This window comes from Streptomyces sp. H27-H1 (assembly GCF_026627445.1).
Taxonomy (GTDB): domain Bacteria; phylum Actinomycetota; class Actinomycetes; order Streptomycetales; family Streptomycetaceae; genus Streptomyces.
The window spans coordinates 60,580-80,667 of the sequence record NZ_JAPNLJ010000019.1 but is presented as its reverse complement, the minus strand read 5'-3'; the positions used below and the strand labels follow the sequence as shown (position 1 = coordinate 80,667).

At 71.7% G+C, this 20,088-nt stretch carries 20 protein-coding genes; 11 read left to right on the top strand and 9 right to left on the bottom strand.

The window, feature by feature from the left end; genetic code table 11:
- Positions 1 to 36: 36 nt before the first annotated feature.
- The 3 genes from OTB20_RS21725 to allB form a co-directional block, all read right to left on the bottom strand.
- The gene (locus OTB20_RS21725) at positions 37 to 495 is read right to left on the bottom strand and encodes a pyridoxamine 5'-phosphate oxidase family protein (protein WP_267819829.1); all 459 of its coding nucleotides are present in this window, start codon (positions 493 to 495) and stop codon (positions 37 to 39) included.
- 202 nt (positions 496 to 697) lie between these two features.
- Positions 698 to 1,816 (bottom strand): allantoicase, encoded by a 1,119-nt coding sequence (gene alc / locus OTB20_RS21720; protein ID WP_420716454.1) that lies wholly within the window; start codon positions 1,814 to 1,816, stop codon positions 698 to 700.
- Between the two features lie 17 nt (positions 1,817 to 1,833).
- Positions 1,834 to 3,168 carry an allantoinase AllB gene (allB, locus tag OTB20_RS21715; RefSeq protein WP_420716453.1) on the bottom strand — a complete coding sequence of 445 codons (1,335 nt, stop codon included), beginning with the start codon at positions 3,166 to 3,168 and terminating at the stop codon, positions 1,834 to 1,836.
- 337 nt (positions 3,169 to 3,505) lie between these two features.
- Between allB and OTB20_RS21710 the strand changes: the two genes are divergently transcribed.
- Positions 3,506 to 4,309, top strand: a complete 804-nt coding sequence (locus tag OTB20_RS21710; RefSeq protein WP_267819825.1) for an IclR family transcriptional regulator — start codon at positions 3,506 to 3,508, stop codon at positions 4,307 to 4,309.
- Positions 4,310 to 4,442: 133 nt separating this feature from the next.
- On the opposite strand, the gene OTB20_RS21705 is transcribed toward OTB20_RS21710, so the two are convergent.
- Positions 4,443 to 5,135, bottom strand: a complete 693-nt coding sequence (locus tag OTB20_RS21705) for an ABC transporter ATP-binding protein (protein WP_267819824.1) — start codon at positions 5,133 to 5,135, stop codon at positions 4,443 to 4,445.
- Positions 5,132 to 6,220, bottom strand: a complete 1,089-nt coding sequence (locus OTB20_RS21700) for an ABC transporter permease (RefSeq protein ID WP_267819822.1) — start codon at positions 6,218 to 6,220, stop codon at positions 5,132 to 5,134. Before OTB20_RS21700 ends, OTB20_RS21705 begins: the two co-directional genes overlap by 4 nt.
- Positions 6,221 to 6,354: 134 nt before the next feature.
- Here OTB20_RS21700 and OTB20_RS21695 point away from each other — a divergent pair, with 134 nt between their 5' ends.
- Both OTB20_RS21695 and OTB20_RS21690 read left to right on the top strand, forming a co-directional pair.
- Entirely contained in the window at positions 6,355 to 7,575 is a 1,221-nt protein-coding gene (locus OTB20_RS21695) for a sensor histidine kinase (protein WP_267819821.1), read from the top strand.
- A complete protein-coding gene (locus OTB20_RS21690; protein WP_267759574.1) occupies positions 7,572 to 8,207 on the top strand; it encodes a response regulator in 636 nt (211 codons plus the stop codon). Before OTB20_RS21695 ends, OTB20_RS21690 begins: the two co-directional genes overlap by 4 nt.
- Before the next feature lie 67 nt (positions 8,208 to 8,274).
- Here OTB20_RS21690 and OTB20_RS21685 read toward each other — a convergent pair whose 3' ends face one another.
- Positions 8,275 to 9,762 carry a PLP-dependent aminotransferase family protein gene (locus tag OTB20_RS21685; RefSeq protein ID WP_267819819.1) on the bottom strand — a complete coding sequence of 496 codons (1,488 nt, stop codon included), beginning with the start codon at positions 9,760 to 9,762 and terminating at the stop codon, positions 8,275 to 8,277.
- Between the two features lie 88 nt (positions 9,763 to 9,850).
- Here OTB20_RS21685 and OTB20_RS21680 point away from each other — a divergent pair, with 88 nt between their 5' ends.
- The 4 genes from OTB20_RS21680 (at position 9,851) to OTB20_RS21665 (ending at position 13,986) form a co-directional block, all read left to right on the top strand.
- A complete protein-coding gene (locus OTB20_RS21680; protein ID WP_267819817.1) occupies positions 9,851 to 10,057 on the top strand; it encodes a hypothetical protein in 207 nt (68 codons plus the stop codon).
- Positions 10,054 to 10,635, top strand: a complete 582-nt coding sequence (locus tag OTB20_RS21675; protein ID WP_420716451.1) for a nucleotidyltransferase family protein — start codon at positions 10,054 to 10,056, stop codon at positions 10,633 to 10,635. The genes OTB20_RS21680 and OTB20_RS21675 overlap by 4 nt, the downstream gene beginning before the upstream one ends.
- A gap of 251 nt (positions 10,636 to 10,886) precedes the next feature.
- The gene (gene aceB, locus OTB20_RS21670) at positions 10,887 to 12,506 is read left to right on the top strand and encodes a malate synthase A (RefSeq protein WP_267819816.1); all 1,620 of its coding nucleotides are present in this window, start codon (positions 10,887 to 10,889) and stop codon (positions 12,504 to 12,506) included.
- Positions 12,507 to 12,798: 292 nt separating this feature from the next.
- Complete coding sequence (locus OTB20_RS21665) at positions 12,799 to 13,986, top strand: GDSL-type esterase/lipase family protein (RefSeq protein ID WP_267819815.1); 1,188 nt, start codon at positions 12,799 to 12,801, stop codon at positions 13,984 to 13,986.
- Between the two features lie 69 nt (positions 13,987 to 14,055).
- Here OTB20_RS21665 and OTB20_RS21660 read toward each other — a convergent pair whose 3' ends face one another.
- Positions 14,056 to 14,445: a VOC family protein gene (locus OTB20_RS21660; RefSeq protein WP_267819814.1), complete on the bottom strand. Its 390-nt coding sequence runs from the start codon at positions 14,443 to 14,445 to the stop codon at positions 14,056 to 14,058.
- A 116-nt stretch (positions 14,446 to 14,561) separates the two neighbouring features.
- On the opposite strand from OTB20_RS21660, the gene OTB20_RS21655 reads away from it, so the two are divergent.
- Genes OTB20_RS21655 through OTB20_RS21645 form a run of 3 tightly spaced genes read left to right on the top strand, consistent with a single transcriptional unit; the run spans position 14,562 to position 15,186 of the window.
- Positions 14,562 to 14,726, top strand: a complete 165-nt coding sequence (locus OTB20_RS21655; RefSeq protein WP_267819813.1) for a hypothetical protein — start codon at positions 14,562 to 14,564, stop codon at positions 14,724 to 14,726.
- Between the two features lie 6 nt (positions 14,727 to 14,732).
- On the top strand, positions 14,733 to 15,032 hold the full coding sequence (locus tag OTB20_RS21650; protein ID WP_267819812.1) for a hypothetical protein: 300 nt from the start codon (positions 14,733 to 14,735) through the stop codon (positions 15,030 to 15,032).
- 19 nt (positions 15,033 to 15,051) lie between these two features.
- The gene (locus OTB20_RS21645) at positions 15,052 to 15,186 is read left to right on the top strand and encodes a hypothetical protein (protein WP_267819811.1); all 135 of its coding nucleotides are present in this window, start codon (positions 15,052 to 15,054) and stop codon (positions 15,184 to 15,186) included.
- A 31-nt stretch (positions 15,187 to 15,217) separates the two neighbouring features.
- Here the strand turns inward: OTB20_RS21645 and OTB20_RS21640 are convergent, their stop codons facing one another.
- The gene (locus tag OTB20_RS21640) at positions 15,218 to 17,242 is read right to left on the bottom strand and encodes an ATP-binding protein (protein ID WP_267819810.1); all 2,025 of its coding nucleotides are present in this window, start codon (positions 17,240 to 17,242) and stop codon (positions 15,218 to 15,220) included.
- Between the two features lie 127 nt (positions 17,243 to 17,369).
- Here OTB20_RS21640 and OTB20_RS21635 point away from each other — a divergent pair, with 127 nt between their 5' ends.
- A complete protein-coding gene (locus OTB20_RS21635; RefSeq protein ID WP_267819809.1) occupies positions 17,370 to 18,431 on the top strand; it encodes an Lrp/AsnC family transcriptional regulator in 1,062 nt (353 codons plus the stop codon).
- Positions 18,432 to 18,687: 256 nt separating this feature from the next.
- Here OTB20_RS21635 and OTB20_RS21630 read toward each other — a convergent pair whose 3' ends face one another.
- The gene (locus OTB20_RS21630; protein WP_267819808.1) at positions 18,688 to 20,076 is read right to left on the bottom strand and encodes a nucleobase:cation symporter-2 family protein; all 1,389 of its coding nucleotides are present in this window, start codon (positions 20,074 to 20,076) and stop codon (positions 18,688 to 18,690) included.
- Between the last annotated feature and the right edge of the window lie 12 nt (positions 20,077 to 20,088).

Sequence of the window (20,088 nt, the reverse complement as noted above, 5' to 3'; positions counted from 1 at the left end):
CCGGGCCCCCGTACGCGGCGCACGCCCGGCCGGTCGTCAGACCAGCCAGCGGCCGGCCTTCATGAGGTCGCGTCCCGCGATCTCATCGGCCTCGCGCCAGGCCTGGATCCACTCCGGCACGATCCGGAAGTACGGATAGGGCGACTTGAGGGTGCTCGGGTCGAAGCCGGAGTGGGCCGCGAAGGCCTCGATCTCGCCGGGCGCCAGCTCCGCCGCCTCCAGCCGGGTCGCGGCGCCTTCCACCAGGACCACGTCGCGGGTTCCGCCGAAGGCAAGGCGTACCCGGCCGCCGGCGGCGAGGTTGCGGCCGGTGGGCAGGGTGCGCCCGGTCGACATCAGGAACGTCTCCCCGTCCCACCGGAACGACAGCGGCACGAGGCACGGGGCGCCCTCGGCGCCTGCCGTGGCCACCCAGACGTCGATGTCGGTCTCGAAGCGTGCCAGCGTGTCCGTGCGGCGCTGTTCCCTCGTGCGCGGTGGTACCTCGGTGGTCATCGTCGGCCGCCTCCCTGGTCGTGAGCCCTGGTCGTGAGCCCTGGTCGGGCACTCCGACCGCAGGCTAGTGCTGTGGCCGGGACCTGCGGTCAACCGGGAACGCCGCAGGGGCGCACCAGCAAGTGGTGCGCCCCTGAGGACAGTTGAACGCACCGAGGGTGTCGGCCCCCGGGGCGTCGGTGTGGTGCGGGAGTGGGTGGCGTCAGCCGCCCAGCTCCTGGTGACGGGCGGTGTGCGCGGCGGTGCCGGCCTCCGTCAGCGCGCCGAAGAGGCGCAGGCGGGAGAAACCGCCGTCCGGGAAGATGTCGATGCGCACGTGCGTGCCGACCGCCGGGGCGTCGAGCACGAAGCGGTGGTTGGTGTCGGGCTGCAGGCGGGTGCGCGGCAGGAACTCCGTCCACTCGCCCTCCTCGCCCGTCTTGACGGACAGCGAGGCCCAGCCGGCCGAGTTGCCCTTGAGGTACGCGGTGTCGATCTCGACGGCGCGGATCTCGGACTCGGCGACGAGCTGGTAGCGGATCCAGTCGTTGCCGTTGTCACGGCGACGGGCGGTCTCCCAGCCGTCGTCCATCTTGCGGGAGCGGCCCGGGTTGATGGTGTTGGTCGGCGGGGAGTAGAAGCGGTTGGAGGCGTCCTGGACGGAGCCGCCGTTCTCCAGGGCCACCACGTCGAAGGAGCCCAGCGCCGCGAGCCACTTCGGGTCGGGCACGACCTCGCCGTAGACGCGCAGGCGGGCGATGCCGCCGTCGGGGTGCTGGTTCACGCGCAGGTGCGTGAAGCGCTGCTCGACGTCGACCTCGAAGCCGTTGGCCGCGTGGCCGCCGACCGGGGTGCGGGCGATGACGGTCGTCCACTTGATGTCGTCGCCCTGGAGCTCCGCCGGGGTCGGCGCGAGCGCGCCCTCCCAGTTGGTGGCCTCTACGGAGACGGCCTGCGGCATGTTGCCGCGGAAGTGGGCGGTGTCGACGACGATGCCGCGGATGACGCCGGGGGCGCCCAGGCGGACGAGCGCCCAGTCGTGGTCCTCGGCGGTCGGCCAGGGCTGGGTGGCGGAGATGCCGCGGCGGCGGCGGGTCTCCCAGCCGTCCATGACCTTGCCCTTGTGGCCGAAGTCCTCGGGGTCGAAGTGCGCGGCCTCGGAGATCAGCAGGTTCTCGCGCTGGGCGAAGAACTCGTCGTTGGCTTCGATGACCCCGGCGCCCAGCTCACGTGCGGCAAGGTTCGCGTACTGGGTGAACGGGAAGTCCGCGGTGCGGTAGTCCGCGTACGGGTCGCCGCCCCCGTACGGGTTCGCGTTACCGGTGAAGGAAGCCAGAGGAATCGAACGCTGTGCCACAGTCAGTTCTGCCTTTCAAGGAGTCGGCCGGTGGGCTCGGACGGGGTGCCGTGGTCGGCGATCTGCGCGCCGCGCAGCCAGGTGGACTTCACGACGCCGTGCAGGGTCTTGCCCGCGTACGCCGTGACCTGGTTGCGGTGGTGCAGGTGGGCCGGGTCCACGGTGAAGGTCTCTTCGGGGGCCAGGACGGCGAAGTCGGCGTCGCGGCCGGCCTCGATCGCGCCCTTGCTCGCCAGACCGGCGAGGGCGGCCGGGGCGGCGGACATCCAGCGGACGACGTCCTCGAGGGTGCGGCCGCGCTTCTTCGCCTCGGTCCAGATGGCCGGAAGACCCAGCTGGAGGGAGGAGATGCCGCCCCACGCGGTGGCGAAGTCGCCGGTCTTGAGGTCCGCGGTGGAGGGCGAGTGGTCGGAGACGATGCAGTCGATCGTGCCGTCGGCGAGCGCGTCCCACAGGACGTCCTGGTTGGCGGACTCGCGGATGGGCGGGCAGCACTTGAACTCGGTGGCGCCGTCCGGGACTTCCTCGGCCGTCAGGGTGAGGAAGTGCGGGCAGGACTCGACCGTGATCCGGACGCCCTCGGCCTTAGCGGCGGCGATCAGCGGCAGCGCGGAGGAGGAGGACAGGTGCAGGACGTGAACGCGCGCGTCTCGCCGCTTCGCCTGGTCGATCAGGTTCTGGATCGCGGTGTTCTCGGCGTCCTTGGGGCGGGAGGCCAGGAAGTCGGCGTACTTGGGGCCCGGGTTCTGCGGCGCGGACTCCAGGTGGTGCGGGTCCTCGGCGTGCACGATGAGCAGGCCGCCGAAGCCGGTGATCTCCGCGAGCGAGGCGGCCAGCTGCTCCTGGTCGAGCAGGGGGAACTCGTCGACGCCGGAGGGCGACAGGAAGCACTTGAAGCCGAAGACGCCGGCGTCGTGCAGCGGGCGCAGGTCCTTGACGTTGTCGGGCAGCGCACCGCCCCAGAAGCCGACGTCCACGTGCGCCTTCGTCCGCGCGACCTCCTGCTTGACCACCAGGTTGGCGGTCGTGGTGGTCGGCGGCAGCGAGTTCAGCGGCATGTCGAGGATGGTGGTGATACCACCGGCCGCGGCGGCGCGGGTGGCCGTCCAGAAGCCTTCCCACTCGGTACGACCGGGGTCGTTCACGTGGACGTGGGTGTCGACCAGGCCGGGGAGGAGCACGTCGTCGCCGAAGTCCTCCAGCCGGGCACCGGCCGGTACGTCGGCCTCGTACGGCAGCACGGCCGCGATCTTCCCGCCGGCGACGGCCACCGAAGCGGCGATCGTCCCCTCGGGGGTGATGACGCGCGTCGAGCGCAGTACCAGTTCCACAGCCAGGTCGGACACCGGAACCTCCCCATCTACTTCCACAGAGCGAAATTCAACGTTCTGTTGACGGAGTCTTCACGTCGATCCGGAACCAGTCAAGAGCGCCCGGACGGACCACTGACGGACCCGTACCGCAATTGGATGTTTCCACAGGATGGAATTAAGATTTCGCTATGCAGAATGTAGCTACCACCACCAGGTACTGGGCGGGTAACTTCCCGAGGACGTTCGCCACCCGGACAAACCGCCTCTGACCGGCGGGGACGGGCATTGACCCGGCCCTAGGGCCGACGCCGACCGACCGGTAGGCTGCTTCCTTGCCTGCCAGCACCGAAAGGACCGCGCCGTGCCGACGTCCAGCGCCAGCACCACCGACGCCTCCACCAAGCCCACCGCCGCCAGCGGTGGCGTCCAGTCCCTTGAGCGCGCCTTCGATCTGCTCGAACGTATGGCCGACGCGGGGGGTGAAGTAGGCCTCAGTGAGCTCTCCGCCGCCAGCGGCCTGCCACTGCCCACCATCCATCGCCTCATGCGCACCCTCGTGGCGTGCGGCTACGTCCGGCAGCAGCCCAACCGACGGTACTCCCTCGGACCCCGGCTGATCCGCCTCGGCGAGTCCGCGTCGCGGCTGCTGGGCACCTGGGCCCGCCCCTACCTGGCGCGCCTCGTGGAGGAGACCGGCGAGACCGCGAACATGGCCCTGCTCGACGGCGACGAGATCGTCTACGTCGCCCAGGTGCCGTCCAAGCACTCGATGCGCATGTTCACCGAAGTCGGCCGCCGCGTGCTGCCGCACTCCACCGGCGTGGGCAAGGCGCTGCTCGCCCACACCCCCGCCGACGAGGTACGGGCCCTGCTCGCGCGTACCGGGATGCCGGCCGCGACCGAGAAGACCATCACCACGCCCGAGGGCTTCCTGGACGCCCTGGAGCACGTGCGCCGGCTGGGCTACGCAGTCGACGACAACGAGCAGGAAATAGGAGTCCGCTGCCTCGCGGTCTCCGTGCCGAACTCGCCGACCGCCGCCGCGATCTCCATCTCCGGCCCGGCCGGCCGGGTGACCGAGGCCGTGGCCGAGTCCTTCGTGCCGATCCTCCAGGGCGTCGCGGCCGAGCTGTCGGTGGCCCTGCAGAGCCAGAACCCCGCGTAGGCACCCGCCGTACGCGAAAGGCCCCGGCCGCCCCCTCGAAGGGGTGGCCGGGGCCTTTCGCGTACGCCCGTGGCCGGGCCGCCGCGCGGCCGCCTACGGGGCTGCGCGGCCCCGTAGGCGGCCGCGTAGCCCCTTACCGCGGCTGGGCGGCCGGGACGGCCTGCGTCAGGCGGCCGTCCGTCATCGTCGCCGTCGCGTCCATGCGGTCCAGGTGGGCGTGGTCGTGGGTGACCAGCACGGTGGCGGTGGAGCGTTCCCGGGTGAGGTTGACCAGCAGGTCCAGGACCGCGGCGCCGCGGTCGTGGTCGAGGGCGCTGGTGGGCTCGTCGACGAGCAGCACGGCGGGCTCGTTCATCAGGGCGCGGGCGATGTTGATCCGCTGGCGCTGCCCCCCGGAGAGCTCGTGGGGCCGTTTGCCGGCCTTGTCGGCCAGTCCCACCGCGTCCAGCAGCTCCAGGGCCCGCCGGCGCAGGGAGTGCGGGGGCCGGCCGGATATGTGGGCCATGACCTGGAGCTGTTCGGCGGCGGTGAGCGAGGCCAGCAGGTTCGGCTGCTGGAAGACGATGCCGATCTTCTCCCGGCGCAGCGCCGCCTTCTCGGCCGCGCCGAGCTTCGAGGTGTCCTGCCCCGCCACGACCACCCGGCCGGCGTCGGGGGTGACCAGGGTGGCGGCGACCGCGAGCAGGCTGGACTTCCCGGAACCGGAAGGGCCGACCACCGCCGTCAGGGTGCCGGCCGGCACCTCCAGGCGGACTGCGTCCAGTGCGGTGAGGCGGCCCTCGCCGTCCGGGTAGGTGAGCGTGACGTCGTGCACGAACAGGGTCATCGGGCGCTCCCGAGTGCCGTCAGGGGGTCTACGGCGGTGATCCGCCGGATGGACAGGGCGGCGCCCAGCGCGCCGAGCGCGATCATGACGGCGGCCGGTACCAGCACGGTGGCTGTGTCGAGCACGAAGGGCACGGCGCCGCCGCTGATGAGGACTCCGAAGCCGACCGCGAGCGCGGTGCCCGCACCGGTGCCGAGCGCCAGCATCACCACGGCCTGCCCGAGCGCGTCCTTGAGGAGGTACGGGGTGGAGGCACCCAGTGCCTTCAGTACGGCGATGTCCCCGCTGCGCTGGATGGTCCACACCGTGAAGAAGGCTCCGATGACCAGGGCCGAGATGGCGAAGAGGAACCCGCGCATCAGCTGCAGCGAGCCGTTCTCGGAGGTGTAGGAGCCGATCGCGCCCAGTGCCTCGTCGACGGTCTGCGCGTCGGTGCCGGTGGCCTTGTCCCCGGCCGCCCAGTCGACGCCCACGCCGTCCAGGGCCACAACGGTGGCGAGGGGGTCCAGGGAGGTGCCGGGGTTTCCGACGCGCTGCCAGTCGGCCAGGTCCATCCAGACGACCGGGGTGTGGCTGTAGGCCGCGGTGCCGGAGACGGCGGCCACGGTCAGCTCGACGGGGCCGATCTTGAGCCGGGCGCCGGCGGTGAGCCCGCCGAGCTCCTCGGCGGCCTTCTCGGTGAGGACCACCCGTCCCTGGGTGAGGCCGCTGCCCGAGGGCGCCAGGGAGCCTGCCGGATCCACTCCGAAGACGGACACGGCGGCGGTGCGCTCACCGGAGACGGCGTTGGTGGTGCGGATGCCCAGCGGCTGCGCGGAGGTCACCCCCGGCTGCTCGCGCCAGGCCAGCCAGGCCCTCTCGGGCACCTGGGAGTTGGTGAAGGAGACCTTCTGGTCCCCGGCGGGCGCTGCGAACGCGAGGCGGGTGGTGGATGGCAGGCCGGTGAGGGCCGAGATGTTCTCCCGGGCCAGGCCCGCGGTGAGCCCGGACAACAGGCCGACCAGCAGCGTGATCAGCAGTACGACCGAGCCCATCAGGGCGAAGCGGCCCTTCGCGAACCGTAGATCTCTCCATGCGACGAACATGTTCCCCACCTTGGTGTTCCGCGTGGTCACAAGGCATCGCGCCACAGTAGGGATCCTCGTATCGAAGGGCGCACCCATACATCAATCCTTTGGTTGACCGGTGCCCCCGGACCCGGACTTACGCTGGTCAGGACATGACTGCTCTCTCCCGGCCCCCCGCGCCCACGGCCCTCGCCGACCGCGCCCTCACCCCCGTCTCCCGCGTCCTGCGGCTGTGCCTGCACGCGCTGCTCTTCGGCCTGCTCGCCCTCGCCGCAGGGCGGGCCGTCACCGACTCCGCGCCGCGCGCGGGCTGGGTGGTCGCGGCCTGCGCGGTACTGGCCGCCGTGTACCTGGTGGGCGTACGCACCCCCGTGGTGCACAGCTCGGTGCGTGCCGGGGCGGTGTGGCTGGCCGCACTGGGCGCGGTCTGGGCCGCCCTGCTGGTGGTCTCCCCCGACGGGCTGTGGATCGCCTTCCCGCTGTACTTCCTGGAGCTGCACCTGCTGCGGCTGCGGTGGGGCGTGGCGGCCGTCGCGGTGACCGCCTGCGCGGCGATCGGCGGCTTCCTCGGGCACAGCGGCGCGGTGACCCCGGGGGCCTTCCTCGGGCCGCTGCTGGGCGGGGCCGTCGCGGTGGCGACCGTACTGGGCTACCAGGCGCTGTACCGGGAGAGTGAGCGGCGCCGCGAGCTGATCGAGGAGCTCATCACGACCCGGGCCGAGCTGGCCGCGGCCGAGCGGAGCGCCGGGATCCTGGCGGAGCGGGAGCGGCTCGCCCGCGAGATCCACGACACCCTGGCGCAGGGCCTGTCCTCCATCCAGCTGCTCCTGCGGGCCGCGGAGCGCGGCCTGCCCGAGGGCTCGCCGGCCCTCCCGCACATCGGCCGGGCCCGGGAGGCCGCCCAGGAGAACCTCGCCGAGGCACGCCGCTTCGTACGGGCCCTCACGCCTCCGGACCTGGAGTACGGGTCGCTGCCGGCCGCGCTGGAGCGGTTGTGCTCGGGGGCGCCGGGCCCCCGGGTCCGGTTCTCCCTGAGCGGCGCCGCGCGCCCCCTGCCCACGCCCTACGAGGTGGCGCTCCTGCGGATCGCGCAGTCGGCGCTGGCCAATGTGGTGCGGCACGCGGGGGCCGGCCGCGCCGAGATCACCCTGACGTTCATGGACTCCTCCGTGACCCTGGACATCGTCGACGACGGCAAGGGCTTCGACCCCGGCGCGGCCTCCCGCGACCCCTCGGGCGGGGGCGGCTTCGGCCTGCCGGCGATGCGCTCGCGGGCGCAAACCCTCAGCGGCCTGTTCACGGTCGAATCCGCCCCCGGCCAGGGCACCGCCGTGGCCGTCACCCTGCCCTTGCCCGCGGAGGCACTCTCATGACGATCCGGCTGCTCCTCGCCGACGACCACCCGGTGGTCCGGGCCGGGCTGCGCGCGGTGCTGGACACGGAGCCCGACTTCGAGGTGGTGGCGGAGGCGGCGACCGCGGAACGGGCGGTGGAGCTGGCCGGTTCCACAGGGGTCGACGTGGTCCTGATGGACCTCCAGTTCGGGCCCGGCCCCGGTATGCACGGCTCGGCGGCCACGGCCCTGATCACGGCCCGGTCCCCGTCCCCCCGAGTGCTGGTCCTGACCACGTACGACACCGACGCGGACATCCTGGCGGCGGTGGAGGCGGGCGCGTCGGGCTACCTCCTCAAGGACGCCCCGCCGGAGGAACTGGCGGCGGCCGTCCGCACCGCGGCAGCCGGCCAGTCGGCGCTGGCCCCGGCGGTGGCACTACGCCTGATGGACCGCATGCGCACCCCCGCGGAGGCCCTGACCAAGCGCGAACTGGAGGTCCTCCAGCTGGTCGCGGACGGCCTGTCGAACCAGCAGATCTCCAAACAGCTCTTCCTGAGCCAGGCCACGGTCAAATCCCACCTGGTCCACATCTACGCAAAACTGGGCGTCGACTCCCGCACCTCGGCGGTGGCAACGGCCGCCACCCGCCGCCTGATCCGAACACCCTGACCACGAACGCCACCCCCAGCCCCGCCACGGACCACCGGGCCAGGACCCCGACCCGGGGAGCGGTCCCCTACGCCACCCAGTAAGGCCGCTCCACCGCCGAAGGCAACGGCACACCCTCGTGGAAGGCCTGCGCCAGCCTCCGTACCCCCTCGTCCAACTGCTCCGCCTCCAGCGTGTACGGAATCCGCAGCCGGTGCTCGAAGGTCCCGGGGTCCACCCCGAACCGCGCGCCCCGCCCGATGTTCACCCCTGCGGCCACCGCCCGGTCCGCCAGCGCGGAGCTGACCGGCTCCCCCAGGTCCACCCAGAGCGACAGCCCGCCCGGCGGCAGGGTCCAGGACCACTCGGGCGTGTGCCGCTCCAGCGAGGCGACCAGCGCCGCCCGCTGTCCGCGCAGTTGCTCCAGCCGCGCGGGCAGCGACCGGTCCAGCCCCTCCAGCAGCGGCAGCGCCACCAGCTGGTCCAGTACCGAGCCGGTCATGTCGGCCGCCACCCGTAGCGCCGTCAACTCCGTGATCATCTTGGCTGTGGCCCGGATCCACCCGACCCGCAGCCCGCCCCAGTGGGTCTTGCTCAGCGAGCCGATGGTCACCACGTGGTCGGCCCCGCCCTTCGGCGCGAGCGAGGCCAGCGGGGCGGGCGCGGGCACGTCGAGCGCGATGTCGGCGATGGTCTCGTCGACGACCAGCCAGGTCCCGGTCCGCCGGGTCGCCGCCAGCAGTCGCAGTCGCTGCTCCTGCGGCATCAGGGCGCCCGTGGGGTTGTGGAAGTCGGGGATCACGTACGCGAGCCTCGGCACGGTCTGGCGCAGTGCCGACTCCGCGATCTCCAGGTCCCAGCCCCCGTCGGAGACGGCGATCGACCCGGTGCGCAGCCGTGCGTGGCGCAGGGCGTCGAGGGCGTTGGCGTAGGTCGGGTTCTCGGTCATCACCCGGTCCCCCGGCCGGCACAGCAGGCTCACCACCAGCGTGAACGCGTGCTGCGCGCCCGCCGTGACGAGGATCTGCTCCGGGCGGGTCGCCATTCCCCGCCGGGTGAACCGCTCGGCGATGGCCGTACGCAGGTCGGGCAGTCCGAAGGGGTGGTAGCCGGGGCGGCGGGCCAGCGCCGGGAGCCGGGGCGCGGCCCAGGCCAGTGCTTCGGCCAGAGTTCCGTCGGGGGCGCCCATCGCGGCGATGGCGAGGTCGATGCCGGGGTTGTCGTCGGCGCGGCCGCCGCTGCCCCCGATGATGGCGTGCGCGCCGACCGGGCCGTGTCCTTCGGGGAGCTCGGTCCAGGTCCCGGATCCGCGGCGGCTGCGGACGTAGCCGCTCTCGCGCAGGAGGTCGTAGGCGCTGGTGACGGTGGCCCGGCTGGCGCCGACCGCTTCGGCGAGCTCGCGTTCGGCGGGCAGGCGCACGTGCAGGGCGATCCGGCCGTCGAGGATCAGGGTGCGGACGGCGTCGGCGAGGGCCCGGTAGCCGGGGCGGGCCAGTACCTCCGCCGGGAGCAGTGCCGCGAGCTGGCGGCTGCCGATCGTTCTGTCCGCCGTCTGGACCACTCGCCCGTTTGCCATGCCAACCTCCCCTGATTGGCTCTGCCTGCCAGGCCAATCCAGGTTCAGACTCGCTCTATTGGCCGTTGATTGGCAAGGAGAAGCCGCGATGTTGACCGACCGTGACGAACGGGCCCTGCTCACCGCCAGCGAGAACCGGATCACCGAGCCCCTGCGCATCGGGGCGGCGCTGGCCGCCGTACGACGGTTTCTGCGGCCCGAGCGAGAATCGGTGACATGTCACCCCACAGCCGCACACCCGACCATCACCAGCCTCGACCACGGCCCGCAGCGGACGGCACCCCTCCCCCGGTGATCGCCGGCCTGCTCCTCGCGGCCGGCGGCGGCCGGCGGCTGGGCGGCCGCCCGAAGGCCCTGCTGACCTACCGGGGCCGCCCGCTGGTGGAGAACGCCGTACGGGTCCTGCGCGAAGCGGGCTGCGGCCCGCTGCACGTGGTGCTCGGCGCCTCTGCGGCCGAGGTGCGCGAACGGGCCGACCTCAGCGGATGCGTGGTGACCGACAACCCGGACTGGGCCGAGGGCATGGGCTCCTCCCTGCGGATCGGCCTGGCCTCGCTGGCCGGTACGGGAGCCGAAGCGGCCCTGGTCTCCCTCGTGGACCAGCCGGGCATCGGCCCCGAGGCGGTGGCCCGGGTCCGGGCCGCCTACCGGTCCCCCGCGAGTCTGGTGGCGGCGTCCTACGACGGCGAGCGCGGGCACCCGGTGCTCTTCGGGGCGGACCGCTGGCCGGACATCGTGGCGACGGCCACGGGCGACAAGGGCGCGCGCGTCCACCTGACGAACTACGCGGAACAGCTCACACTGGTCGAATGCGGGGACATCGCGGAGGCCTTCGACATCGACACGCCGCCCGACCTGGCACGACTGGTCTGAGCAGGCTGTGACGATGGTGGCACTGAGGGCCACCGCGATGCGGAATCTGTCGACTCAGAGAATCTCGACATCAACAAACCATTGAACTTCCACCATGAGGAAATTACTATCCACTGGTCAGAAGCGCCCTGAACCCCCAGACGGCGCCCGCGACCGTATCCCGGAACTCTCCACACCCGACGGCACTGCGTGCCGTCCAGCGCGAGCATTCCCCGCGGCCGCCAGGCACCGCCGCTGAAGGAGTGACAGATATGTCCGCACCAGCGCCGTCATCGCTGGCCATCGTCGACGCCGAGCCCCTGCCCCGGCAGGACGAGGTCCTCACCGAAGCGGCTCTCGCCTTCGTGGCCGAGCTCCACCGGCAGTTCGCCCCCCGCCGCGCAGAGCTCCTCGCCCGCCGCTCCGTGCGGCGCGCCGAGATCGCCCGCACTTCCACGCTCGACTTCCTCCCGGACACCGCACAGGTCCGCGAGGGCGACTGGAAGGTGGCGCCGGCCCCGGCCGCGCTGAACGACCGCCGTGTGGAGATCACCGGCCCGACCGACCGCAAGATGACCATCAACGCCCTGAACTCGGGCGCCAAGGTCTGGCTTGCCGACTTCGAGGACGCCTCGGCTCCCACCTGGGAGAACGTGGTCCTCGGCCAGCTCAACCTGATCGACGCCTATGAGCGCCGCATCGACTTCACCGACGCCCGCACGGGCAAGGCGTACACCCTCAAGCCCACCGAGGAGCTCGCCACCGTCGTGATGCGCCCGCGCGGCTGGCACCTCGAGGAGCGCCACCTCCAGTTCGAGGGCGGCCCGGCCTCCGGCTCGCTCGTGGACTTCGGCCTGTACTTCTTCCACAACGCCAAGCGCCTCATCGCGCTCGGCAAGGGCCCGTACTTCTACCTGCCGAAGACCGAGTCCCACCTGGAGGCGCGCCTCTGGAACGAGATCTTCGTCTTCGCCCAGGACTATGTCGGCATCCCGCAGGGCACCGTCCGCGCGACCGTCCTGATCGAGACGATCACGGCCGCGTACGAGATGGACGAGATCCTCTTCGAGCTGCGCGACCACGCGGCGGGCCTGAACGCCGGCCGCTGGGACTACCTCTTCTCCATCGTCAAGAACTTCCGTGACGGCGGCGAGAAGTTCGTCCTGCCGGACCGCAACGCGGTGACGATGACCGCCCCGTTCATGCGCGCCTACACCGAGCTGCTGGTCAAGACCTGCCACAAGCGCGGTGCGCACGCCATCGGCGGCATGGCGGCCTTCATCCCGTCCCGCAAGGACGCCGAGGTCAACAAGGTCGCCTTCGAGAAGGTCAAGGCCGACAAGGACCGCGAGGCCGGCGACGGCTTCGACGGCTCCTGGGTCGCCCACCCCGACCTGGTCCCGATCGCGATGGCCTCCTTCGACGCGGTCCTCGGCGACAACCCGAACCAGAAGAGCCGCCTGCGCGAGGACGTCTCCGTCGCCCCCGGCGAGCTCATCGCCATCGACTCCCTGGACGCGAAGCCCACGTACGACGGCCTGCGCAACGCCGTCCAGGTCGGCATCCGCTACATCGAGGCCTGGCTGCGCGGCCACGGCGCCGTCGGCATCTTCGGCCTGATGGAAGACGCCGCCACCGCCGAGATCTCGCGCTCGCAGATCTGGCAGTGGATCAACGCCGGCGTGATCTTCGAGAACGGCAAGCTCGCCACCGCCGACCTCACCCGCGAGATCGCGGCCGCCGAACTCGCCGCGATCCGCGCCGAGGTCGGCGAGGAGGCCTTCACCTCCGGCAAGTGGCAGCAGGCCCACGACCTCCTCCTGCAGGTCTCCCTGGACACGGACTACGCGGACTTCCTCACCCTCCCCGCGTACGACCAGCTCACCGGCTGACACCGCACTTTCGGCTGAATCGCACAGCAGCCGAAACATGACCGCGCCCCCGAAGCCTTCCGGCTCCGGGGGCGCGGTCGTGTGCCCGGCCGAATCCGACAGCAGCCGTAGACGCGGGTACCGGCCGAACGACCGATCGGTTGTTACTCGTTCGTAACGTGACTGTACCTAGCGGTAACAACGCGCGGCATGGGAGTTTTCCGGTTGCCACCGGCCGGAGGTAACCCCCACTTACCAGCCATGCGCCGAAGCCGTTCCTGGCTTCCGCATGGCCGACCGCAGGAGTTCCGCAGTGAACGGATTCCGCAACGACAGCATGGACCGGCCCCGTCGGGTGCGACGACTGGCCGGGATCGGGATGGCGGTGCCGCTCCTCGCCGGGGTACTGGTCGCCGGAGGGGCCGGGCCGGCCGTGGCCGGGCCTGGGTCCGGGCCGACCGCCGTGGTGTCCCTCGGGGACAGCTACATCTCCGGTGAGGCCGGACGCTGGAAGGGCAACAGCCTGACCAACAGCGGGAACCGGACCGGCACCGACCGGGCATGGGTGAGCGGCAGCAGCTACGACCCCGGCAAGGTCTACGGGGCCACCGCCGGCGGCTGCCACCGGTCGGACTCCGCCGAGGTGAAGAGCGCCGGGGCCATCGCCGATGTCGCGATCAACCTGGCGTGTTCCGGGGCGACTTCGCAGAACGTGTTCCGCGCCTCCAACGGGGGTGTCGCCTTCAAGGGAGAGGCCCCGCAGGCCGATCAGCTCGCCGCGGTGGCCGCGAGCAACGACATCAAGGTCATCGCGCTGTCCATCGGCGGCAACGACCTCGGCTTCGCCGACATCATCAAGGAGTGCGCGTACGACTTCGTGCTGTGGAACTCCTACTGCTACGACGACCAGCAGGAAGGGGTCGACGAGAAGATCGGCGGCGTGATGGCCGACGTCGGCAAGTCGGTCGACGAGGTGCGGGCCGTCATGCGGGGCGCCGGTTACGCCGACTCCTCGTACCGGCTCGTGCTGCAGTCCTACCCGTCGCCGATCCCGCGCAGCGCGGAGAACCGGTACACCCAGAGCGACTGGAGCCGGCTCAACACGGGCGGGTGCCCCTTCTGGAACAAGGATTCCGACTGGGCGCGGGACTCGCTCGTGCCGCAGATCGCGGGGCGGCTCAAGGCGGTCGCCGCCGCCAAGGGTGCGCAGTTCCTGGACCTGAAGGACATGATGCAGGGGCGCGAGGTGTGCGCGAAGGCGAGCAAGCTGGTGACCACGACCGCTCCGGCCTCGGCGAAGACGAGCGAGTGGGCGCGCTGGATCGACAGCAGCGAGACGCAGGGGCTGGTCCAGGAGTCCATGCACCCGAACCACTTCGGGCAGCTCGCGGCCGGGCGCTGCCTGGCGCTGGCCGTGGCACAGCCGGCGGGCAGCGGTTTCGGCTGCAAGAACACCGCCGGGGCCGACCAGAGCGGGATGTACCTGACCCCGGCTCTGTAGTTCCGTAGTTCCGTAGTACCGATCCGCCGCGGCCCGGCCCTTCCGGCCTCGCCGCGGTGGGTTGCGGTACTACGCGGACTCGTTGAGGACGGACAGAATGTTGCCCGCCGGGTCCTTGAACCAGGCGATGGACGGCGTTCCGGGTTCGGCGTGGCGGACAACGCCTCTATCGTCGGCCTCGAATTCTTCGTAGCGCTCGAAGCGGACACCTCGCGCGGCGAGTTCGTCGACCGCCTTGTCGATGTCGTCAACGGGGAAATTGAGAATCGTGAAGCTCGCGGGCTCGTGGTTCTCCTTCGGATAGATCAGCACCTTCGTGTCGCCCGCGAGGTGCAGTTGCAGGTGCGGCATGTCCTCTTCCTCCGTGACGCGAAGCCCGAGCGTGCCTCCATAGAATTCCTTCGCCTTCCCGAGGTCGTCGACCGAGAAGCCGCTGTACCCCTTGCTGTCCGCAAACATGACCACTCCCTCGATCCGCCGCACGTGCCCCTGCTCCCATGGTCCTCCTGGGCCCGGTGGTCGTCGACCGGGAAATCGGGTGATCGTCCCGGCCGCGGGCTGGCATGCTCTCGCGCATGACAGACCGCAGCGCGGGCCCCAGCCTCTACATCTCCGTCGACGTCGAGGCCGACGGGCCCATCCCCGGGCCGTATTCGATGATCAGTTTCGGGGCCGCCGTGGCGGGGCGGCAGGACGGGGCTTCGTACGCAGCCGCCGATCCGGAACAGGACACCTTGTAGCGGGAGTTGCTGCCGATCAGTGAGGCGTACGTACCGGAGGCGCTCGCGGTCAGCGGGCTGGACCGGGACCGGCTGCTCCGCGAGGGGGCCGAACCGGCCGTCCCCATGGCGGAGTTCCGCGCCTGGGTGCGGGAGGTCTCGGCGGGGGCGCAGCCGGTGATGTGCGCCTATCCGGCCTCCTTCGACTGGACCTTCCTGTACTGGTACTTGTTGACCTCCTCCCCTCCCTGGAGGGAGGGGATTCCTTCCCTTGCGGGTCGGGTCTTCTGCTTCGTCGACCGCTGCCTCTCAGGAGTGCTCCGTTGAGGAGCTGCGGCTCGGCGCCATGCCGGAGACCCTGCGGCTGCTCCGGGACGCCGGGGTGGAGGTTCACGTCGAGGAGACGACCGCCGCGGTCGCGCTCTACAACCGACTGGCCGCGACCGAGCGCGTGGGCGGGCTCTTCCACTCGACCTGCTGAGCGGCGGGCCTGCGACAAGGAGCCTGCCCAGTCAGCCCGCCAGCTCCGGCAGTAGTTCGCGCAGTGGCGTCCGGGCGCCGCAGGTGTAGGCCGCGCGGAAGGCCTGTGGGGTGAGGCGGGTGCGGACCGCGTGCTGGGCGCGGGGGGCCGGGGCCGCGCGCGGGCGGGTGCGGGAGACCGCGCCGAGGAGGCGGGCCGCCTCGGCGTAGCGGCCCTGGTCCGCCTCCAGTTCGGCGAGGAGCTCCACCGAGAAGGCCTGCCCCAGCGTGTCGTCCAGCCCGAACTGGGTCCGCAGCGCGCGCAGCAGTTCCGTTCGGGCCAGCGCCGGGCGGCCCTCGTGGCGCTGGACCAGGGCGTGGGCGCAACTCAGCCAGGAGCGGGCCCACGGATCGGCCGGGTCGTCCGGCGGGTCGTCCTCGGCCGGTACCGAAGCCGGGTGCGTACGGGCGAGCGCCAGGGTGTGCGCGGCCCGCAGGGCTTCGCGGCCGGGGCCGAACTCGGGATCGGAGGGCAGGAGTTCCAGTCCGTCCCGGTACTCCGCCGCGGCGTCCTGGTAGCGGTGTTCCCACAGCGCGATGGTCCCGCGCAGGTGCGCGAGGTAGGCCAGGCAGGTGTCCTCTCCCTCGTGCACGGCCTCGGTCCACGCCTCCACGAGCAAGGGGTCGGCGCCGTCCGGCTCGCCGAAGCCGGCGACCAGCCACGCCGCGAGCCACAGAGCCCGGGCGGGCCGGGGCGCCGGGTGTACGGCCAGGGCCCGTTCCACGTGCCTGCGCCCCTCCGCCACCATCCCGCAGGCGGACCACAGGAACCACAGGGACACCGCGATCTCCAGGGCGGCTCCCGGCCCCCCGGCGGCGAGCGGGTTCATCGCCGCCCGCAGCTCGGGGAGTTCCCGTAAGGCGAGGGCGCGCGCCTCCCGTTGCGCGCCGGCGCGCCACAGCCGCGCAGCCCGCTCCGCCACCACCCGGCAGCGCTCGCGGTGGCGCCGGGCCGTCGTCGCGCCGTCCCCGGCGGGTCCGTGCGCGAGCCGCCGGGCCGCGTACGCCCGTACTGACAGGGGCAGCCGGTAGCGGCCCTGCCCGGCGTCCGCGAGCAGGCCCGGGGCCAGCCGGAGCAGTGCCTCGACGGCGGTGTCCGGGGTGAGCGATCCGAAGCCGCACACCTCGGCGACGGCCGCCCGGTCGAAGGAGCCCGCGAATACGGAGAGCCGCTCCCAGAGCAGCCTCTCGGCGGGCGAGGCGAGGCGCAGCGAGCGTTCGGCGTCGGCCCGGGTGCTGCGGCCGGCGCCGCCGGCGAGGAAGGCCAGCGGGTCGGAGCCGAGCCTGCGGAGCGCCTGCGCGGGCGCGTACTGGTGCGAGCGCCCAGCCGCGAGCTCCAGTGCGCCGGGAATCCCGTCGAGCGCCTGGCACAACGCGGCCACGGCCCCCGCGTTGCGGTCGGTCAGTTCGAAGAAGGGGTCGGCGCCGCGCGCCCGCTCCTCGAAGAGCCGTACGGCCGCGTAGCCGGCGACGTCGGCCACCGGGAACCGGCGCGTGAGGTCGGGCGCAGCGTGTCCCGGTACGGCGTGGACCGCCGCGGGCAGCGGCTGAAGCGAGTGCGTGACGGGCACCGACAGCGGCGGTACCGCGAGTACCGCTTCCCCGGCGAGCCGCAGCCGTCGCTGCGAAGTGGCCAGGATCCGCAGCCCCGGAAGACGCCGCAGCAGCTCGGCGGCCAGCCTCGCACCGGCCTCCCCCAGCTGTTCGCAGCCGTCGAGCACGAGCAGCGCCTCACGCCCCGCGAGCCGGCCTGCGAGCTCCGCTCCGAGACCGTCCCAGCACCACTCGGGCAGGGCCGCGAGCTCCGCCCAGACGGTGTCCAGGCCCTCCCTGTCGCCCAGTGCGCGGACGGTGCGCACGGCAAGCCGGGTCTTGCCGATGCCGGCCGGTCCGGTGAGCGTGACCAGGCGTTCGGTGGCGAGCAGGGAAGCGAGGGCGGTGAGCTCCCGCTCCCGCCCGATGAAGCTCGACAGTTCGGCGGGCACCGCCTGCCGCATGCCCGAGCGGGACTCCCCCACGCGTCCTCCTGCGATGTCCAACACGTGCGCACTGTCATGTGGTCAACAGTTGAACGCACAAAGAGAGATGATCGGCTCATAATCCCGTTGTCCCGTCACCGACCGGGAGAACCGCCAAGGGGAGGGTATGAATTCGGCCATTTCCGCCATCGACGACACAGACCGGGCACTGGTCCACGCACTCCAGCTCGCGCCCCGCGCGAGCTGGGAGCTGCTGGGACCCGTCCTCGGCGCGCGCCCGGACACCCTGGCTCGTCGCTGGGAGCGGCTCACCGGGTCCGGCGAGGCATGGCTGAGCGGACTGGGGCTGCGCAGCGGGATCACGACGCCCTGTATGGCGTGGGTGGAGGTCACCTGCACCGCGGGCAGCTCGGCTTCGGTGGGGGACGTGCTCGTGGCGGATCCCCACGCCCTGGGCGTCGAGCACACCACCGGGAGCCGGGACCTGCTGGTTTTCGTGGCCGTACCCGACCTGCCCACGCTGTACCGCTACCTGTCCTCCCGGGTGCAGCGCATACCGGGCGTGGTCGGCACCCGCACCTCGATGGTGACGGCGGTGCACTACGCCCCCGACCGCTGGCGCCTGGACCAGCTGACCCCGGGCCAGATCGGTCTGCTGACGAGACGGACCCGGCGGCCGGCGGCCTCCGCCTCCCCGGACCGGCCGGTGGTGGCCCCACTCACGGAGGAGGACCGGCCGCTGGTACTGGCCCTGGCCTCGGACGCCCGGCGCAGCGTGGCCTCGCTGGCCCGGGAGTTCGCGATGAGCGAGTCGACCGTACGGCGCCGGCTCACGCGGCTGGAGGCCGGGCACAGCCTGCGCTACAGCTGCGCGCTGGCGGCCGGACTGTCGGGCTGGCCGGTGTCGGCGACGCTGTGGGCGGAGGCTTCCGAGTACGAGCTCGCCGACTGCGCGGCGGTCGCCGCAGGACTGCGCGAGACCCGGATCTGCATGTCGGTCAGCGGACCCTGGAACTTCCTGATCGTCGCCCGGCTGCGCACGGTGGAGGGTCTCTCCCGGTACACGGCGGAGCTCGCCCGTCGGCTGCCGGGACTGCGCATCACGGACTCGGCGGTGTCCCTGCAGGTCCGCAAGTCGGAGGCACAGGAACTGGACCGGCGCGGACACCGCGTGCACACGGTCGCCCCGGACATCTGGTCCGACCCGGTCCCGGCGGAAGGGACTTGAGCCTTGCCACGAGTCCGGGGCTGCCCAAATCCATTGGCCCCGACGGCATTTGAGCCCCAGTAACATCCGCCGGAGCCTGGGCCCAGCGGCCAGTGGTCAGCGGTCAGCCGTCACGCAACCCAGCACTCCTCACGGCGAAGCAGCAGCAGCAGCAACAACAGCAACAGCCGAAGACGCGGAGCGGCGGCGCGGACGTCAACCCCGCAGTGGGTGACGTACGCGCCGCCGCTCCGCATCCCGGCCGGGCAGAGCCCGGTCAGTGCACCAGCACCGCTTCCGGGGAGCCTGGGGCCGATTCCTTCTTGGCGCCGAGGTGGTTGAAGGCCAGGTTCAGCACGATGGCCACGACGCAGCCGGTGCTGATGCCGGAGTCGAGGACGACCAGCAGGTCCTTCGGGAAGGCGTGGTAGAAGCCGGGGGCGGCGATCGGGATCAGGCCGATTCCGAGTGCGGCGGCGACGATCAGGGCGTTCTCGCCCTTCTCCATGGCCGCGCCGGCCAGGGTCTGGATGCCGCTGGCGGCCACCGAGCCGAAGAGGACGATGCCCGCGCCGCCGAGAACGGGCAGGGGTACGACTCCGATGACGGAGGCGGCGATCGGACACAGGCCCAGCAGGATCAGGATGCCGCCGCCGGCCGCGACGACGAACCTGCTCCGTACCTTGGTCATCGCGACCAGGCCTATGTTCTGGGCGAAGGCACTGCACATGAACCCGTTGAACAGCGGGCTGAGCGCGCTGCCGAGGGTGTCGGCGCGCAGGCCGCCCTCGATGGTCTTCGAGTCCGCCGGGCGGCCGACGATCTTGCCCAGCGCGAGGATGTCGGCGGTGGACTCGGTCATGCACACCAGCATCACGATGCACATGGAGATGATCGCGGCGACCTGGAACTGCGGCGCCCCGAAGTGGAACGGCGTCGGGAAGCCCACGAAGTCGGCGTTCCTGACGGCGTCGAAGCTCGTCATGCCCAGCGGCAGTGCTATGAGCGTGCCGACGACCAGGCCGAGGAGGATGGAGATCTGCTGGAGGAAGCCGCGCAGGAACTTGCGCATCAGCAGGACGATCGCGAGAGTGGCGGCGGCCATGGCGATGTTCTTCATCGAGCCGTAGTCGGTGGCGGTGCTGTTCCCGCCCTGGGACCAGTTGAAGGCCACGGGGAGCAGCGAGACGCCGATCAGGGTGATGACCGTACCGGTGACCACCGGTGGGAAGAACCGGACCAGCCTGCCGAAGTACGGGGCGGCGAAGAATCCGAGGATCCCGGCGACGATGATCGCGCCGAAGATGATCGGGATGGCGTTGTCGCCCTCGCCCTTTCCGATGGCGATCATCGGGGTCACACCGGCGAAGGAGACGCCGTTGACGAAGGGGAGTTTGGCGCCGATCTTCCAGAATCCGAGGGTCTGGAGGAGGGTGGCGAGTCCTGCGGTGAAGAGCGAGGCGCCCATCAGGAAGGCGGTCTCGGTGGCGGAGAGGCCGACGGCCGGTCCGACGATCATGGGTGGGGCGACGACGCCCGCGTACATGGCGGCCACGTGCTGCAAACCGCTCGTGAACATTTTCAATGGAGGCAAGGTCTCGTCGACCGGGTGCTTCCCCTCCGGTACTACGACTGCATCTTTGCGAAACCTGGGCGCAATGGCCACGGCTTCCTCCGG